Source organism: Amycolatopsis keratiniphila, assembly GCF_000400635.2.
Lineage (GTDB): Bacteria > Actinomycetota > Actinomycetes > Mycobacteriales > Pseudonocardiaceae > Amycolatopsis > Amycolatopsis keratiniphila.
In genome coordinates, this window is the sequence record NC_021252.1 from 5963945 (window position 1) to 5981683 (window position 17739).

The 17739-nt window shown below is 69.7% G+C and carries 16 protein-coding genes; 8 read left to right on the forward strand and 8 right to left on the reverse strand.

Annotated features, from left to right (window positions below; translation table 11 throughout):
* Positions 1–470: 470 nt before the first annotated feature.
* Positions 471–704 carry a DUF6480 family protein gene (locus AORI_RS67765; protein WP_016335679.1) on the reverse strand — a complete coding sequence of 78 codons (234 nt, stop codon included), beginning with the start codon at positions 702–704 and terminating at the stop codon, positions 471–473.
* Between the two features lie 62 nt (positions 705–766).
* On the reverse strand, positions 767–1702 hold the full coding sequence (locus AORI_RS67770) for a glycoside hydrolase family 43 protein (RefSeq protein WP_016335680.1): 936 nt from the start codon (positions 1700–1702) through the stop codon (positions 767–769).
* A gap of 181 nt (positions 1703–1883) precedes the next feature.
* Here AORI_RS67770 and AORI_RS67775 point away from each other — a divergent pair, with 181 nt between their 5' ends.
* The gene (locus tag AORI_RS67775) at positions 1884–2174 is read left to right on the forward strand and encodes a DUF3040 domain-containing protein (RefSeq protein WP_016335681.1); all 291 of its coding nucleotides are present in this window, start codon (positions 1884–1886) and stop codon (positions 2172–2174) included.
* Here the strand turns inward: AORI_RS67775 and AORI_RS67780 are convergent.
* From AORI_RS67780 to AORI_RS67790, 3 genes are all read right to left on the reverse strand, one after another.
* On the reverse strand, positions 2141–3076 hold the full coding sequence (locus AORI_RS67780) for a universal stress protein (protein ID WP_016335682.1): 936 nt from the start codon (positions 3074–3076) through the stop codon (positions 2141–2143). The genes AORI_RS67775 and AORI_RS67780 overlap by 34 nt on opposite strands.
* A gap of 81 nt (positions 3077–3157) precedes the next feature.
* The gene (locus AORI_RS67785) at positions 3158–4291 is read right to left on the reverse strand and encodes a M20 family metallopeptidase (protein WP_016335683.1); all 1134 of its coding nucleotides are present in this window, start codon (positions 4289–4291) and stop codon (positions 3158–3160) included.
* A 12-nt stretch (positions 4292–4303) separates the two neighbouring features.
* On the reverse strand, positions 4304–5812 hold the full coding sequence (locus AORI_RS67790) for an AbgT family transporter (RefSeq protein WP_016335684.1): 1509 nt from the start codon (positions 5810–5812) through the stop codon (positions 4304–4306).
* A gap of 159 nt (positions 5813–5971) precedes the next feature.
* Between AORI_RS67790 and AORI_RS67795 the strand changes: the two genes are divergently transcribed.
* The 6 genes from AORI_RS67795 to AORI_RS67820 all read left to right on the forward strand — a co-directional run bounded on the left by AORI_RS67795 (position 5972) and on the right by AORI_RS67820 (position 13864).
* A complete protein-coding gene (locus tag AORI_RS67795) occupies positions 5972–6955 on the forward strand; it encodes an Lrp/AsnC family transcriptional regulator (protein ID WP_016335685.1) in 984 nt (327 codons plus the stop codon).
* A 481-nt stretch (positions 6956–7436) separates the two neighbouring features.
* Positions 7437–8198 carry a thioesterase II family protein gene (locus AORI_RS67800; protein WP_043849013.1) on the forward strand — a complete coding sequence of 254 codons (762 nt, stop codon included), beginning with the start codon at positions 7437–7439 and terminating at the stop codon, positions 8196–8198.
* Positions 8191–9942, forward strand: coding sequence for an amino acid adenylation domain-containing protein (locus tag AORI_RS67805; RefSeq protein WP_228688186.1), 1752 nt, complete (start codon positions 8191–8193; stop codon positions 9940–9942). Before AORI_RS67800 ends, AORI_RS67805 begins: the two co-directional genes overlap by 8 nt.
* A complete protein-coding gene (locus tag AORI_RS67810; RefSeq protein WP_016335688.1) occupies positions 9942–11306 on the forward strand; it encodes a tryptophan 7-halogenase in 1365 nt (454 codons plus the stop codon). Before AORI_RS67805 ends, AORI_RS67810 begins: the two co-directional genes overlap by 1 nt.
* The gene (locus tag AORI_RS67815; RefSeq protein WP_016335689.1) at positions 11299–12468 is read left to right on the forward strand and encodes a cation:proton antiporter; all 1170 of its coding nucleotides are present in this window, start codon (positions 11299–11301) and stop codon (positions 12466–12468) included. Before AORI_RS67810 ends, AORI_RS67815 begins: the two co-directional genes overlap by 8 nt.
* Positions 12461–13864: a tryptophanase gene (locus tag AORI_RS67820; RefSeq protein ID WP_016335690.1), complete on the forward strand. Its 1404-nt coding sequence runs from the start codon at positions 12461–12463 to the stop codon at positions 13862–13864. Before AORI_RS67815 ends, AORI_RS67820 begins: the two co-directional genes overlap by 8 nt.
* Here the strand turns inward: AORI_RS67820 and AORI_RS67825 are convergent.
* Both AORI_RS67825 and AORI_RS67830 read right to left on the reverse strand, forming a co-directional pair.
* Positions 13846–14700, reverse strand: a complete 855-nt coding sequence (locus AORI_RS67825; RefSeq protein ID WP_228688187.1) for a helix-turn-helix domain-containing protein — start codon at positions 14698–14700, stop codon at positions 13846–13848. The genes AORI_RS67820 and AORI_RS67825 overlap by 19 nt on opposite strands.
* 9 nt (positions 14701–14709) lie before the next feature.
* Positions 14710–15552, reverse strand: coding sequence for an alpha/beta fold hydrolase (locus tag AORI_RS67830; protein WP_016335692.1), 843 nt, complete (start codon positions 15550–15552; stop codon positions 14710–14712).
* A 143-nt stretch (positions 15553–15695) separates the two neighbouring features.
* On the opposite strand from AORI_RS67830, the gene AORI_RS67835 reads away from it, so the two are divergent.
* Entirely contained in the window at positions 15696–16304 is a 609-nt protein-coding gene (locus AORI_RS67835; RefSeq protein ID WP_043848245.1) for a gamma carbonic anhydrase family protein, read from the forward strand.
* Between the two features lie 6 nt (positions 16305–16310).
* Here AORI_RS67835 and AORI_RS67840 read toward each other — a convergent pair whose 3' ends face one another.
* Positions 16311–17738, reverse strand: coding sequence for a caspase, EACC1-associated type (locus AORI_RS67840; RefSeq protein ID WP_016335694.1), 1428 nt, complete (start codon positions 17736–17738; stop codon positions 16311–16313).
* Position 17739 lies beyond the last annotated feature (1 nt).

Here is a 17739-nt window from a genome sequence, read left to right on the forward strand (position 1 = left end):
GCGACCACGAGGGCGTCTCCGATGGTCCAATGCTTCTTCGCCGCCCCGAACCCTCACCGGGGCGACATTACGACTTTCGGTTTATATAACGTCGTCTTCTACGAATTCAATTGCCACGCAGGGAAACATCGACGACTTCCGAATTCAGCTCGATCGCAAGTGGGAATATCCCAGCGGAAGCCACCCCGCCGGCCGGCTCGGCCGCAAGTGCCTCCGCGGGCTGTCCGCGTCGCCGATACCCTGTGTCGCCCAAAGAGAACTAGCATGCACTCCGTTTTACCTTGCCGCGCACTCGACTCGGTCGCGAGCGGTGATCCTGCTGGATCTGGCTGCGGCTGATCGCGGCTCAGGCCCGTGGAAGCCCCTTCCTCGCATCAGACGCTAGGAAGGGGCTCCATGTACAGGAAAGCCGACCCAGAGTCCGAACGCCACTTACGCCATCCACGCGGGTCAGAAGTTGAGTTCAGTGGTCAGCCCAGCTTGAGCCACCCCAGTGCCAGCGCGACGACGAACCCGCTCGCCAACACCACGATCACGCCGATGAGGATCAGCCACGCGACAGGCATCGCCTTGGACGGCATCGGTTGCGGGTGCGAGAGTCCGGACGTCTGAGCCGAGTCGGGCGGCGTGTCGCCTGGCGTGACACCGCCTCCCGGTTCGCGGCGGGTCTTCTCGGGTTCCGGGTCGGGCGGCTGGGCTGTCATCGCCGGTGCTCCTTCGGTCGGTCTTCCCCATCGAGTACCCGAACGACGGCGACGAAACCCTTTCAGCCGAGCTGGGGAACGTCGTTCGGGAACGCGATGGGCAGCTGGTACATCCCGCGGGCGGTGCGGCCACCTCCGAGCCAGCCGTGGAAGTGGATGTGGCCGTCGACGACGTCGGCGCCGCCCGGCGCGTCGACCTTGCCGCCGACCAGATCGGTGGACAGGAACGGCGTGCCCGCTTTGACGAACGGTCCGCTCAGCGAGGGCGCGGTGGCATATCCCGTGTGGTAGCCGGAACTTTGGAACGTGTCGGCCGAATAGAACAACACGTACCGGCTCTGCGTCTTCACCACCGACGGCGCCTCGACGACGGCGTTCTCCGATGCGAGGTCGGCGCGCAGGAGCTCGATCCGCGGACCGTCCGGTGTCCGTCCGTCGGCGAGCAGTTTCTGGGACCAGATCGCGGCCGGGGGCCCGACCGCCGCGCCGTCGCTCTTGTAGAGCAGGTAGCGCGAACCGTCCGAGTCCAAGAAGGTCTGCGGGTCGATGTCACCACCGTCGCCGGGGACACAGATCAGCGGACCGTCTCCGGCAGGCGTGTACGGCCCTTCGGCCTTCGCGGCGGTCGCGACGCCGATGCACATCTCCCCGCCGGGCGCCACCGCCGCGGAGAAGTAGAGCACGAACGTACCGTCGGAAAGCCGGGTCACGTCGGGGGCCCAGAATCCGCCGTCGGGTTTCGCCCATTTCGGTACGGCCGCGAGGGCGTCACCGCCCACCCGCCACGGGCCTTCCGCTGCCGGAGCGTGCGCGTACGGCACTTTCACCGCACCGGTGCTCGTGGAGAAGGCGAGGTAACCGGAGTCGGTCTTGACGATGTCGGGATCCGGGAAGTCCTGTCCGATGAGCAGCTTCGGCGTGCCGATCGCGAAGGCGGGCGGCGAGAGGACGAGTGTCAGGGCCACGGCGAGGATCAGGAGCCGGTGCATGAACTTCATGACCGATTCTGTGGACGGGGCGGCGCGGGCGGCAGCGTCACCCGGGCACGGTCACCGGGAAGCGTGGACTTGGCCGTTCACCCGGTCTCGCGGGATTCATCCGCGCTTCTTCGGGTAGTCGCACCGTTTGTCCCGGGCCTCGGCGGGTACGCGCGGGTACAAGGCCGACGAAGGAGGCATCGTGCGACGCCGAGACCGCCGCATCCTGCAGGAGATCGAAGAAGACCTGACCGCGAGCGACCCCGATCTCGCGGCGGCCTTCGACCAGGTGAAGCGGGCCCCGGGCGTCCAGGCCTGGTGGGCCGTGCTCTTCGTCGCCGAGATCACCGCGCTCCTCATGATCACGGTGGGACTCTTCAGCGACAGGGGCCTCGTGTTCCTGGCCGGGGTCGCCGCCGCGAGCGCGCTCGTGTGGGCGCACAACACTTATCGCCGGGCTCAGCGGTTGCCGGCGTGGCGTTCCTTGTGGTGACGGACCACGGCGACCGGACAGGGCGCGTGATGGACCATGGCGCGGCTGACCGAGCCCAGCAGTGCACGGCGTAGCGGTCCGCGTCCGTGACTGCCGACGACGAGCAGCGCGGCACCCTCGGCCTGCTCGGCCAGCGCGTGAGCGGGCCGGTCGACCGCGATCACGCGGTGGACGGGGACGTCCGGATACCGTTCCCGATATCCGGCCAGTGCTTCGTCGAGTACGGGCTTTCCGCGTTCCTCGATGAGCTCCCGGTCGTGCTCGGTGGGAGTCACCGCCATCGCTTCGAGCGGGAGATCGGACCAGACGTGCATGGCCACCAGCGCGCGGTCGTGCCGGTCGGCGAAGTCGTAGGCGAACCCGATGGCTTCCTTGCTGGTCTCGGATCCGTCGACGCCGACCACGACCTTCCGGTCGCCGTCCGCCGCCGGTTCGTCGACGGCGCGCACGACCACGATGGGCCGGTGGTAGTCGTGCAGGAGTTCGTTGGCCGTCGAGCCGACCAGGAGCCTGGGCAGCGCGGTGAGCCCCGACGACCCGATCACCAGCAGATCCGCGGCCTCCGCGGCGCGGGCGAGCTCGTCGGGCGCGCGGCCGGACAACAGCCGCGTCGACGCGGTCAGCTCCGGCCATGCCCGGCGGCATTCCTGCGCGATGTCGCCGAGTATGGCCTCCGCGTGCCGTTGCGCTGTTTCCTGACCAGCTTCGAGGAACCCGGGCCGCGGCCAAGCGCCGCCGCCCGGGAGGGCTTCGGGCACGGGCGGGAACCCGACGACATGGGCGATAACCAGTTCGTGGCCACGGACAGCGGCTTCCTCCGCCGCCCAGCGCACGGCCTTCCGCGCTTCCTCGGAGCCGTCATAGCCTGCGACGACGGCTCCCTTGTCCATCGAAACGGTCATGGTGTCACTCCCCGACTGCGGGCTTTGACACCATGTGGGCTACCACGCCGGGCGGTCGCCGAAACCTCGGATCCGCCCTCGTCAGGCGAGTGCCGCGATCAGCCCGATCACCAGCGCCGTCCGTTCCGGGATGTGCTTCACGAGGATGTGTTCGTCGCGTGCGTGCGCGCCGCCTCCGACGGCACCGAGGCCGTCGAGCACCGGGCGGCCCAGCGCGGACACGAAGTTGCCATCGCTCGCCCCTCCCACCGCGGTCTCTTCCAGCTCCCAGCCCGCTTCGGCGGCCACCTTCCGCGCGGTCGCGAACAGCGCCCGGGACGGGTCGTTCGGGGTCATCGGCGGCCGGTTCCACTCCCCTTCGACCGAGACGGTCACGCGGGGATCGGCGGCTTCCAGACCGGCGAACACCTTGTCGATCCGGTCCATTTCGGACGGTTCGGCGACCCGGACGTCGACGCCGCAGCCGGCGCCGCCCGCGGTGACGTTCCGGCCGGTGCCGCCGGAGATGGTGCCGACGTTGACCGTGGTCCCGAGTTCGCGCGAGCCGGCGGCCGCCAGCTGCCCGACGATCCCGGCGAGGGCGTGGATCGCGCTCGCTCCCGCGTACGGGTCCAGGCCCGCGTGCGCCTCGACGCCGGCGGCGGTCACGTCGAACAGGCCGACCCCCTTGCGCGCGGTCTTCAGCTTGCCGTCCAGCGACGCCTCGAAGACGAGGGTGGCCAGTGCGCCTTCACTGGCCGCTTCGATGTACGGCCGTGAGTGGGGGCTGCCGATCTCCTCGTCGCCGTTGAAGAGGAACTTGACCGACGGATGCGGCAGGCCGAGTTCGCGGAGACCGCGCAGGGCCCAGACCGATTGCACCAGACCGAGTTTCATGTCGAACGCACCCGGACCGGTGATGCGGCCGTCCTCGTCGGTGTACGGCCATCCGGCGAGCGTGCCCGTCGGCCAGACGGTGTCGTAGTGGCTCAGCAGCAGTACCGTGCCCGGCGCCGTCCCCTGGTAGCCCAGTTCGAGCACGTCGCCCCGGACCGTGTCGGTGTGCCGGGCCTCGGTATCGGGTGCGCCGAGCCGGTCGAAGACCCACGCCCGGATGGTGTCGAGGCCTTCGTCCAGCATCGGCTTGTCGTAGCTGTGCGTCTCCAGCTCGACGATGCTCCGCAGATCGTCGAGTATGGCGGGCAGCGCCTGCCGGGACCAATCCTTGTGTGACAAGAGAATCCTTTCCTAGCGAACGGGGGCACCGGGGCCGAGCGGGATGCCGAACACCCAGAACACGAAGAACAGCAACGTCCACACCACCAGCAGGGCGAACGAGAGCGGGACCGTCATCGAGAAGAGCGTGCCGATGCCCGCCGAGCGCCGGTAGCGCTGCAGGAAACCCAGCGCCATCACGAAATACGGGCTCATCGGGGTGATCGCGTTCGTGCACGAGTCCGCGATGCGGTACAGCGCCTGCGTGGTCTCCGGCGGGATGTCCAGCAGCATCAGCATCGGCACGAACACCGGGCCGATCAGCGCCCACTGGGCGGAGCCGCTGGTGACGATCAGGTTCACCAGGGTCACCACGACGAGGATGCCCAGCATGATGACCGGCCCGGAGACCCCGGCGGATTCGAGCAGACCGGCGCCGTTGATCGCGGTGATCTCACCGATCCCAGTCCATTTGAAGTAGGCCAGGAACTGGGAAATGGCGAAGAACAGCACCAGGATCGGCGCCATCTCACGGAAACCGTGTGCCATGAACCCGGGGATGTCACGGCTGCTGGTCACCGTCCCGGCGACCTTGCCGTAGGCCCAGCCCGCGGCCAGGAAGCCGAGCGCGAGGAAGATCGAGATGGAGGTCAGCAACGGCGACTCGATGATGCTTCCGCCCTTGCCGCGCAAGGGCGACGACGCCGGGAGCACCGCCAGCACCAGGGCGACCACGAAGACGGCCAGCGCGATCAGCGCGGCGAGCAGGCCCCGCCGTTCCTCGCGGCTGAGCTTGAGCGAACCGAGATCGTCCTCCTCCGCGTCGGCGTCGACGGGCATCGCCTCGGCTCGCCGCGCGAGGACCTTCTCGGTCACGAGCGTGATCACGGCGGCCAGCACGACCGACGACGCGAGCGAGAAGAAGTAGTTGGCCAGCGGGGTGACCGAATAGGCCGGATCGATCGTCTGCGCCGCGGCCGTGGTCAGCCCGGACAGGATGGCGTCGGTCGGCGTGATCAGCGGGCTCGCGTCGTACCCGGCGGAGATGGACACGAACGCGACCACGATGCCCAGGATCGGGCTCCGCCCCACCGCACGGAAAGCCAAGGCCCCCAACGGGATCAGCACCACATAGGCCGCGTCGGACGCGACGTGGGACACCATTCCGGTGAACGCCAGCGCGAAGGTCACCCACCGCGGCGAAACCTTCGAAACACCGGAGCGGAGCACGGCCGCGAGCAGACCGGACCGCTCGGCGACCGCCACGCCGAGCATCACCACGAGGATCGTGCCGAGCGGCGGGAACGACGTGTAGCTCTTGACCGCGTCGGTCACCATCATCCGCACGCCGTCGGCGGACAGCAGGTTCTTCGCCTCGACCGTCTTGCCCGTCGCCGGGTTCACCGCCGACACCCCGGCGGCGCTGAGCCCCCAGCTGGCCAGTGCCAGCACTCCGCTCAGGATGACGAACAGCCAGAACGGATGCGGCAGCTTGTTGCCGAGCCGCTCGACGCCGTCGAGCGCGCGCAGCAGGAGATTCATCGGACGTGAGGTCGTTCTGGCCTGGCTGGAACTCACCGGCGCGGCTCCTTCCTGATCGGAGGCTCATTACAAACTCAAGCGAACGAATAGTGCAACCTCGATTCGGATTCTGCACGGATCAGTCAGGTGGGCGCTCAAAATGACTGATACATTCAGCGGGTGCTGACCGAACCCGACCTCGACCTGATCGCGGCGCTCCAGATCGCCCCGCGTGCCTCGGTCGCCACGCTCGCCGAAGCGCTCGACGTCTCCGCGAGCACGGTGGGACGGCGGCTGATCCGGCTCGAGGAACAGCGGATCCTCCGGGTGATCGGCCAGGTCGAGTGGACGGCGAGGGCTCGCGGGAACCCGCGGCACGTCTGGGTCACGACCGAACCGGGCGCGTCCGGGTCGGCGGCGAAGGCGCTCGCGCGATTTCCCGAGGTCCAGCTCGCCGCGGAGACGGCGGGCCGGTCGGACGTCTACCTGGCCGTGCATGTTCCGGACCGGGCCGAGGCGCGCGAACTGCTCGCCGAGCGCATCCCCGGCGTGCCGGGCGTGGCGGGCACCCATTCGGAGCTGGTGCTGCGGGCGCCGACCAGGGCCGACTCCTGGCGCCTGCACCGGCTCAGCGAAGACCAGCAGAGGATCTTGTCCCGCGAACAGATCGTCCCGGACGGCTTCGACGCCGCCGAAGTGGGCCCGGACGAGCGGCGGCTCATCGGGCTACTGGCCGGGAACGGGCGGATCACCGCGGCCGAAGCGGGCCGGAGCCTCGGCCTCAGCCAGTCCACCGCCTACCGGCTGATCCAGTCGACGTTGCGGCGCGGTCTCGTCCGGCCCCGCGTCGAGGTGGAACCCGCGCAACTCGGCTACGAACTGGAAGCGGTCATCGCGCTGACCATCACCCCGGGCGCTATCCAGGCCGTGGCGGGGGAACTGGCACGGCATCCGTCGGCGCGGTACGTGTCGATCGTCGCCGGCACCGCTTCGGTCATCCATCAGGGCGTGTTCCGGAACGAGGACGAAATGGCCGACTTCCTCACCAGGGATCTCGCGCCACTACCCGGGATCACCGCGTTGCAGGTCTCCGTGGTGCTGCGCATGCTGCGCCGGTATTGGCTGTATCGGGAAGACGGCCGCTTCGCCCCGGACCACCCCTGAAACCGGCCGTCCGATCGACCAGGCTGTGATCAATCCGGTGAGGTGGCCACTCATTCTGAGGTAGCCCGCCCGGGTGAGCGGCCCCCTCCGGGGATCGCCGCATGCAGCCGGTTTGATCTCGCCATCAAACTGTTACCCCGAACGGTCTAACGGCGTCGTATCTTTCGGACCACCACCTCTGACGGTTACCACCTAACGGAAGAGACGCAAGAAGGAGCCCGCATCTTTCCCGCGGTCGGCGCGGTCGCGGAAGCACCCCAAAGGTGCGGGCGAGGCGAAATCCCACTTTCGCCAAGGCGCGTCATCAGCGCGGAGCCCGGACGTTCACCGGGATGGCGCGACATCGTGAAAATTCGCTCGTAGCGCACAGCACCGGCCCGCTCCGTCCGATATGGACGCCGAGGCGATGCGTCGTGCCTTCGGCTTCGTCTTCAACGGGCGGCAACCCCCCGTTGACGAACGGTTCGGAGAGAACGTGGCAATGAACACTGCCGTCAGCCCACTGTCCACAGTAGACAATGACCTCGCTCATAGTCCTGCGTACCTGTGCTTTCCACCCGCCGGAGGCACGGTTCTCGGCCTGCGCGGGCTCGCTCGCACCTCGGCGGCGTCGGCGGTATGGGGCGTGGAATATCCCGGACACGGCGCGCGTCTCACCGAGGCTCCCGGCGAATCGCTCGCCGGCCTCGCCGACGGAATCGCCCTGGAATGCCTCGCCCGCTTCGGTGCCGAAGGTTTTTCACGAACCGTGCTGATCGGTTTCAGCATGGGCGCGTTCGTCGCACTCGAGGTGGCTCAGCGCGTCGTCGGCCGAGGACGGCCGGGCCCCGCGGGACTGGTCGTCGTGGGGGCGTGCGCGCCGCAGCGGCGAGTTCCCGGGAAATACGCGAAGACGGACACGGCCGAGGCGGGACGGTTGCTGGAACGCTCGTCGGCGGACTACCGCGACTCCCCCGAACTCCGGGAGTACGCGCTCGATCTGTTCCTCGGCGACCTGCGACTGACCAGCGCCTACCCCGGCCCCGCGAAAGTGCCGTTGTCCTGCCCGGTGGTCGCGATCCGGGGCGCGAACGACCCGGACTTCGCGACCGGTGACGAGGAGATCCGGGCTTGGCGGGCATGGACGACCGGGCGGTTCACCGGCCATGTCGTGCCCGGCGGCCATCTGGCGGTTCTCACACCAGGTGAGGAAACCCGCTTCTGGGAGCTGGTCCGGTCCGGATTGGAGCCGGGCGATGACTGACACGGCGATGTCCTCGGTGAACGGCGTGACACGCCGGCTTCCCGACGTGACCTGGTGCGGGTTGTTCGAGCAGCGGGCCCGGCGGTCGCCGGACCGAGTCTGCCTGGTGGCCGACGAGGTCCCCTGGACCTTCCACGAACTCGACCTCTGGGGCGACCGGCTCGCCCGGTCGCTCCAGGACGCGGGCGCGTCGCCGGGGACGGTGGTGGCCTGCGCGATGACGAGGTCCGTGCGAGCGATGCTGGGCGTACTCGCGGTGGCGAAGGCGGGAGCGGTCCACCTTCCGGTCGACCCCGCCCTGCCCGCCGCACGCATCGACGCGATACTCGCCGACGCCCGTCCCGCCGTCGTGCTTACGGACGTGGCGCGCCTCAGACACCGGGCGGACGTGGTCCTGTCCACAGAGGCCTGGAAGGCGGAGCTCGCCGGGTATGCCGGGCACCGGCCGCCCGGCGACGTCGCCGGTCCGGCGTACCTCATCTACACCTCCGGTTCGACGGGCCTGCCCAAAGGGGTGCTGGTCGGGCACCGGAGCCTGGTCAACCTGTACGGCGAACTGGCAAGCGCGTTCTTCCCCGCGGGCCGTGGTCCGCAGCGGGTGGCGCACGGATTGCCGCTGGTCTTCGACGCGTCGTGGAATCCGCTGCTGTGGATGGCGGGCGGGCATGAGCTGCATCTGCTTCCCGATCCCGTCCGCGCGGATCCGGGGTCCTATGTGGACTTCGTACGGGAGCACCGGTTGTCGGTCGTAGAGGCGGTGCCCGCGCAGATGTCGGCGTTGCTGGAGGCCGGGTTGCTCGACGGACGGAGCCGCCCGCGGACGCTGTTGATGGGCGGGGAGGCCGTCGGGCGGGATCTCTGGGCACAGCTGCGCGGGGCCGCGGGCGTCACCGCGGTGAACCTGTACGGCCCGACCGAGTGCACGGTGTTCACCACGGCCTGCCGGCTCGATGACCGCGCGACACCGTCGATCGGGCGGCCGATCGGCAACACCACCGCCCAGGTCGTCGACGAACACCTGCGGCCCGTGCCGGTCGGGGAACCGGGCGAACTCGTGATCGGTGGCTCTTGCCTCGCGCTGGGCTATCCCGGGCGGCCGGAGCTGACCGCGGATCGGTTCGTCACCACGGGAGAACGCCGGTACCGGACCGGTGACCGATGCCGTCTCACGGCCGACGGTCATCTGGAATGGCTGGGCAGGCTGGACGACCAGGTCAAGATCCGCGGTCATCGGGTCGAGCCCGGCGAGGTGGAGCAGGCCCTGCTCGCCTCTCCCGGCGTCCGGCAGGCCGTCGTCCGGGCCGAAGGCAGCGAGCCGCGGTTGGTCGCCTACGTCGTGCTCGACACGGGAAGCGTCACCACGTTGCGGGAACGGCTGCGGGCCGTGCTGCCGTCGTATCTGCTGCCCTCCGCCGTGATCCCGCTCGACGCCATGCCGCTCGGACCGACCGGGAAGATCGACCGGGCCGCTCTCAAGCCTCCCGTCGCGGTACGGCGGACGATCGTGCTGACCTCCACACAGGAGCTCGTCGCCGCCGCGTTCCGCGTCCAGCTGGAGATCCCGGCGGTCGACGCGGACAGCGACTTCTTCGACCTCGGCGGGCACAGTCTCTCCGCCGCGGCGCTCGCCGCCCGGTTACGGGCACGGGGCGTGCCCTGTTCGCTGCGGGACGTCCTGCTGCGCCGCACCGTTGCCCGGCTCGCCGAACTCGTTCCCGTCACAGAGAAAGGAAGGACGCCGTGATGGACGACTACGACGTGATCGTCGTCGGCGGCGGACCGGGTGGCTCCACCGTCGCCGGCCTCACCGCCGCGGAAGGTCACCGGGTGCTGCTGCTGGACAAAGACCGTTTCCCGCGCTACCAGATCGGGGAATCCCTGCTCCCCGCCACGATCCACGGGATCTGCGCGATGCTCGGGGTCCGCGACGAGATCGAACGCGCCGGCTTCGTCCGCAAACGGGGCGGCACCTTCAAATGGGGCAGCGGCGCCGAACCGTGGACGTTCTCCTTCGCCGCGTCCGACCGCATGGCCGGGCCCACGTCGTACGCGTATCAGGTCGAGCGCACCCGGTTCGACGCCCTGCTGCTCGACGGCGCCCGGCGGCTCGGCGCCGAGATCCGGCAAGGACATCGGGCACTCGGCACGCTCCGGGCGGGCGAGCGGATCGGCGGCGTCCGCTACCTCGACGACACCGGGAACGAACGGCACGCGACGGCCAGGTTCGTGGTCGACGCCTCCGGGCACGGCAGCCGGCTCCACCACGACGTCGGCGGCATCCGCGAATATTCGCCGCATTTCCGGAACCTGGCGCTGTTCGGGTACTTCGAGGACGGCCGCCGGATGCCCGCGCCCGACGCCGGGAACATCCTGTGCGTCTCCTTCCCCGACGGCTGGTTCTGGTACATCCCGCTGTCGGACACGTTGACCAGCGTCGGCGCCGTCGTCAAGCAGGAAGCGGCCGACCGGGTGCAGGGCGATCCGGATGCCGCCTATGCGGCGCTGATCGAGGATTGCCCGCTCGTCAAGGATTTCCTCCGCGACGCGCGGCGCGCGACCGAACCACCGTACGACCGCCTCCGGGTACGGAAGGACTATTCCTACGACCGGACCGTGCTGTGGGCGCCGGGCATGGTGCTCGTCGGCGACGCCGCCTGCTTCATCGACCCGGTGTTCTCCTCGGGTGTGCATCTGGCGACCTACAGCGCGTTGCTGGCCGCCCGGTCGATCAACAGCACTCTCGCGGGCTTCTCCGACGAGAAGCGGTGCTTCGCCGAGTTCGAGGCCCGCTATCGCCGGGAATTCGCGCTGTTCCGGGACTTCCTCATCACCTTCTACCGGCTGGACTCCGGCGAAGACGACTACTTCCGGCAGGCACGTCGGCTGACCGGCCATCACGGAACCGCCGACGAGGCTTTCGCCGAGCTTGTCGGCGGAGTGTCCTCACAGGACTTCTCCCGCGCGATGTTCGGCGACGTGCTCGCCGAAGGGGTGCAGCTCCAGTTACGTGGCCTGCTCGGCGAGGCCGCGGGCGACGAGCCGCCGATGTTCCCCGGCGGGCTCGTCCCCACCGCGGACGGCAGGCGGTGGCGGGTGCCCGATGCCTGACCTGGCCCTGCTGCTCGCCGCGCTCGCCGTCCTGCTGGCACTGGCCCGTTGCTTCGGCTGGGTCTTCACCCGGGCCGGGCAGCCCGCCGTCCTCGGGGAGATCACCTGCGGGCTCGTCGTCGGCCTCGCCCTGCAGACCGGGCCGGGTCTGCCCGGCCCGGTCGACACCACGCTGGACGCGCTCGCCCAGCTCGGCCTGATCCTGTTCCTGTTCGGGGTCGGCGCCCGCCTCGCACCGTCGATGACGGCGGCACGGATCAAGGCGGCCTTCGTCCCCGCCCTCGGCGCGACCGTCGTCCCGGTCGCCCTCGGCGCGCTGCTGGCGCTCTGGCTGGCCACCCGTCACGCCCCGGCCGGGGGCACGCCGTTCGTCCTCTTCGCCGCCGCGGCCATGGCGGTGACCGCCTTTCCCGTACTGGCGCGGATTCTGGCCGAACGACGGATGCTGGACGACGACCGCGGCCGCTGCGCGCTCACCGCCGCCGCGCTCACCGACGCCATCGCCTGGGCGGCACTCGCCGTCGTCGCGTCCGTCCACAGTGGAACCCAGTTCTGGAAGCTTCTGGTGGCCGTGCCGTTCCTAGCGGGCCTCCTCGTCCTCGCCCGGCCGTGGTTCGGCCGGACGACGGACCGCCTGTCCGCGCCGACCGCGGCCGTGACCATGGTCGCCCTCGCCTGCGCCGGGGCCGCGATGACCGACGCCATCGGCCTGCATTCCGCGATCGGCGCGTTCTTGGTCGGCATGGCCGCCGGACGGCCCTCGTCTCGGCACGAACCCGCCGCGCTGATCACGCCCGTCGCGTCATTGCTGGTCCCGCTGTACTTCGTCCTCATCGGACGGAAGGTCGACCTCGGCGGGCTCGATGCCGCCCTGGTGACCGAAACCCTCGCGATCATCGCGGTCGCCGTCGTCGCGAAAGGCGGCGGCGCCTACCTCGGTGCCCGCCTCGCGGGACAGCCGCCGCGTCCGGCCGCGCTGTTCGCGACCCTGATGAACACCCGCGGCGTCACCGAACTCGTGTTCCTCAGCATCGGGCTCGGCCTCGGCGTCATCGACAGCGCCTTCTACACCGCGATGGTCGTCATGGCCCTCGTGACGACGGCCATGACCGGCCCGCTCCTCAACCACCTCGAACGAGAAAAGGTGATCCGAAATGCCTGACCACCCGGCGGAACCCTGGCGGATCAAGATGGTCGAACCGATCCGCACCACCACCCGCGAACACCGCGAAGAAGCCCTGCGGGAGGCGGGCTGGAATCCCTGCCTGCTCCGCTCCGAAGACGTCTACATCGACCTGTTCACCGACTCCGGCACTAGCGCGATGTCCGACCGGCAGTGGTCGGCGCTCATGCGCGGCGACGAGGCCTACGCCGGCGCCCGCAGCTTCTACCTCTTCGAACAGGCCGTCCGCACCCACTACGGCTACGAACACGTCATCCCCGTCCACCAGGGCCGCGGCGGGGAGAACATCCTCTCCCGCTGCCTCATCCGCCCGGGTTCCCATGTCCCCGGCAACATGTACTTCCCCAGCACCCGCGCCCACCAGGAACTGAACGGCGCCACCTTCCACGACGTCATCATCGACGAAGCACACGACGCGCGCGACGAACATCCGTTCAAGGGCAACGTCGACCTCGACAAACTGCGGGCCGTCATCGCCGAACACGGCGCCACCATCCCTTACGTCTCGCTCGCCGCCACCGTGAACATGGCGGGCGGCCAGCCGATCAGCGTCGCCAACCTCACCGCCGCCTGCGACCTCGCCCACGCCCACGGAATCCCCGTCTTCCTCGACACCGCCCGCGCCGTCGAGAACGCCTGGTTCGTCAAACAACGCGAACCGGGCTGGGCTCACCGCTCGATCGCGGACATCCTGCTCGCGCTGTGCGCCCCCACCGACGGCGCCGTCATGTCGGCCAAAAAGGACTGTCTCGCCAACATCGGCGGCTGGATCGCCCTCCGCGATCCCGGCCTCGCCGAACAGGCACGCGGGCTCGTCCTGCTCTACGAAGGCCTCCACACCTACGGCGGCATGGCAGGCCGGGACATGGAAGCCATCGCCCAAGGCATCGGCGAATCCGTGGACGAACACCACATCCGCGCCCGCATCGCCCAGCTCGAATACCTCGGCCACCGGCTCGACACCGCGGGCGTCCCGATCGTCCATCCCGTCGGCGGACACTGCGTCTGCGTCGACGCCACCGCCGTCCTCGACCATCTCCCCCGCACCGAACTCCCCGGCCAGACCCTCGCCGCCGCCGTCTACCTCGAAGGCGGGATCCGCGGTGTCGAACGCGGCACCGTCTCAGCCGGACGCGACCCGGCCACCGGCGAGAACCGCTACCCGCCGCTGGAATTCCTCCGGCTCGCCATCCCCCGCCGCGTCTACACCCAAAGCCATATCGATCACGTCGCCGACAGCCTCGTGCGCGTCCACAAGAACCGCCACGACATCACCCACGGACTCACCTTCACCCACGAGCCACCCCACCTGCGCTTTTTCCAAGCCCGCTTCGCGCCCACCACGGGCGCCACCATCTACGCCGACCGCTCGTGAGCTCGACCGGACGACGCGGGCCACGCGACGTCGTCGATGGCGAGCCACGGCGCGACGGCCACGGCCGAGGGCGTGTGCCCGGTGAACGCCTTGACCTCGCGGTTCAGGTGGGATTGGTCGGCGTAGCCGCACTCGGCGGCGACGCCCGCGGCGGGGTGACCGGCGGCGAGGAGGTGGGCGGCGTTGTCGAACCGCACCAGCCGCATGGCGCGTTTGGGGCTGATGCCGAGCTGCGACCGGAAGCGGGACCACAGGCGCTTGCGGTCCCAGCCGACCTCGTCCGCCAGGCTGTCGACCGGTATCCGCCCCCGGCTCGTGAGCGTCCGCCGCCAGCTGTGGGCGACTTCCGGCGCGACCGGCGTGCGGGCGTGTATCCGCCGGCCCACGACCTCGGCCGCGATCCCGAACCGTTCGTCCCATGACGCGGTGGCGCGTAACCGGTCTTCGAACCGCTCGGCGTCGCGGCCCCAGACGTCCGCCAGGGGCGCCATCGTCCCGTTGAGATCGGGCGACGCGTCGAGCACCGCGGCCGCCACGTCCGGTTCCAGCCGGATCTGGAGGCATTCGCCCACGCGGCCGCCCGCCCGTAGCTCGCCGGGCATGAGCCCGATGACGACACTGCCCCGCTCGCGACGGCCGTGGCTCTCGGAGACGATGCCTTCACCCTCGCTCAGATCGATGAGCACGGTGACCATGGGATGCGCGACCATGGCGATGTCCACGGGGGCGGGGAGCCGCTGGCGGAACCCGGCCATGGTGACGCCCGGCAGCCGGTTCGACCGGCGCGGAACCGCGATGTCCACCGCTTCCCAGTCCGGTGTTCCAGTCGGCAGCACACGACCAGTCTAGTGATCGGGGACCGTGGGCGGGGTGTTCGCCGTCCGCTCCCGCGAGGCCCAGCTCAGCAACAGCTCGCTGATCGTCTCAGGCGCCTCGAGCATCGGAAGGTGCCCGACGCCGGACAGCATTTCGATCCGGGCACCGGGCACCACCTCGTACTGGCGCACCGAAGACGGGTCCCAGCGAGGGTCTGCGCCACCGAACACCGCCAGCACCGGAACGGTGAGGGCGGCTAGGCGGTCGGGCACGCCGCGCTCGGCGATGTACTCGGTGTTGCGGCGCAAGATCGTCCTGAACGTGCCATAGGAGATGTGCTTGAGATCGGCGACCGCTTCGTCGGGAACCTCCACCGGACGAGCGGCCGTCGCCCCGATTCCCCTGCGGATCAACGCATCCGAACGTCTCGGCCAGATCAGCGGGCCGAACGGCGGGCTCAGCAGCATCCGGAGGATCAACGGCTGGGAAAGCAGCGCGCTCGGCTGCGGGCCGCAGCTGATCAGCGCGACCGACCGCACCAGGCCGGGGCGCTGTTCGGCGAGGGCGGTGGCGACGTAGCCGCCGCTGGAGTGCCCGACGACGGTGACGTCGCCGAGGCCGAGTTCGCCGAGCACCGCCGCCACCCGGCGCGCCTGGGCGGGCACGTCGTAAGGCGGTGCGGGCGGGGATTGGCCGCAGCCCGGGAGGTCGACCCGGATGACGTGATGGTGGCAGGCCAGGGCCGGGACCACCGGGCTCCACAAGGTACTCGACGCCCCCGATCCGTGGATGAGCAGCAGCGGCGGCGCCTCCCGTGGACCGTCGCGCACCACGTGTATCCGCTGCGATTGCTCAGCACCGTTCTCGCTCATACGAGGATCGTGCACGGTCGACGGCCACCGGTCTTGGACGAATGTCGTCGAATGGCGTGACCTACCACGTTCCCGATGCCGGACGGGCCGGATCACAACGGTTCCGGCTCGGCTGAGCCCGTTCGAGCCGATAACGTGGGGCCATGTTGATCGAACATCGAGGACGACGCCCCGTGGTACCCGAATCGGCGTACGTCGCGCCGTCCGCGGTGCTGAGCGGCGCGGTGGTTCTCGGCGAGCGCGCCCGGGTCCTGCATGGTGCCGTGCTCAGCGCGGAAGACGGGGAAATACGCGTCGGGTCGGACGTCGTCATCATGGAGCACGCGCTGATCCGCGGCCGCGCCCGGCATCCCGTGACCGTCGGCGACGCGGTGCTGATCGGTCCGCACTCCCATGTCAACGGCGCCACCATCGAGGACGAGGTGTTCGTGGCGACCGGCGCGTCGCTGTTCCCCGGATCGGTCGCCGGCACCGGCGCCGAGCTGCGGATCAACAGCGTGCTGCACGTCGCTTCCCGGCTGGAACCCGGTGCGGTGCTCCCCATCGGGTGGATCGCCGCCGGGGACCCGGCCACGCTGTTCTCGCCGGACCGGCACGACGAACTCTGGGAACTGCAACGCACCTTGGAATTCCCGGAAGTCGTGTACGGCGTCCCGAGAGGGACCACCATGCGCGAGATCATGGCACGACAGACCCGGTTCTACGGCGCGCACCAGGACGATCGGATTCTCGAAGATCCCCCGGAGCGTTGAGCCGGGTCACCATTCGAGGGTGACCATCAGGTCTCCCCGGTCCTCCACCTCGCCGGACGCGCGGAGCAGCGGAACCCCGAGCCCGGCGAGCCGGACGAGGCTGCCGCGCTTCACCCCGGCCGGTATCCGGACCTTTCTGGTGCCGTCGAAAGTGTCCAGGTCGATGATCCCGCCCTTCCGCGCGATCGCGACCGGGATCCTGGTCGTGCAGTGCAAGTCCGTGCCACGGCGTTCGAACCGGTCGTCGGGCAGTTCGTTGATCTCGACGTACAGATCACCGGCAGGCCCGCCACCAAGCCCGACTTCACCCTGCTCGGACAGCCGGATGCGCATACCGGTCGCCACCCCAGGCGGGATCTTGACCGTCAGCCCCTTCCGCATGCGGACCCGGCCGTCGCCGGCGCAGACCTGACAGGGATCGTGGATCAGCGTCCCGAAACCGTCGCAGGTCCCGCAGTCCTCCCCGTCCCGGAGTCCGTCCCCGCCGCATCCGGAACACCGCTCGACGACAGAATCCGCGGCGGTGCCGAGCCCCAGGCATTCTTCGCACGTGACCGGGGTCTCGACCTGCACCGTTTCGACGGCGCCCAGGACCGCGTCCCGCAGCGGGACGTCGAGCAGGATCAACGCGTCCTGCCCGCGGCGAGCACGGCGCTGCGGCCGGGTCCGGGATTGCGGCGACCGCTCCGACTGCAGCGAAATCGCGCGATTCGCCAGGTACACGCGATGCACCAGTTCCGACGACCACTGCGGTGTCTGCTTGGCCCCGGATTCCCGCAGGCGCTCGTAGACATGCTCGTACAGCTCGTCCACCGCCACCCTGCCATCGCCGTCGCGATCCGCTTCCCCGGTGCGCAGACCGTGGACGATGGCCTCGGTGAACCGTGAAGGCTCCGGTTCGAGCTCCCGGAACCGGCTCCCTTCCCACGCGTACTCCGTGCGGCCGGTGGCCATCAGGACCGCGCGTCCGTAGCCGGACAACTGTTCTTTCGCGTCCACTCCGGCGGTCGCCTTCATCCCCGGTACGAACGCCCCGCTGAAACAGCAGTCGAGCAACAACACGATCGACTTCGCGCGGCATCGGCCCATCTGGGCATGCAGGAACTCCGCCGGGACCGATGTGGACGCGAGCAGATCCGGATCCGTGTCCGCGCAAGCGAAGTACAGGAGGCCGTCGTCGTCTTTGACGCCGTGGCAAGAGATGTGCAGTACCAGCAGATCGTCGGTGCCGCGGTTGCGGAAGAACCTCTCGATGGCGCGCATCGCCTGATGCGCCGGCGGGTCGACGACCTGCCGGGTCTCGAACCAGCCGATCGCGGGATCGGAAAGCACGCCGGCGAGCTCGACGACGTCCGCGGCAGGCGAACGCAGCCCGGCGAGCCGCCCGCTGCTGTACGTGCCGGTGGCGATCAGAAGCGCGTCGCGGACGCCCATG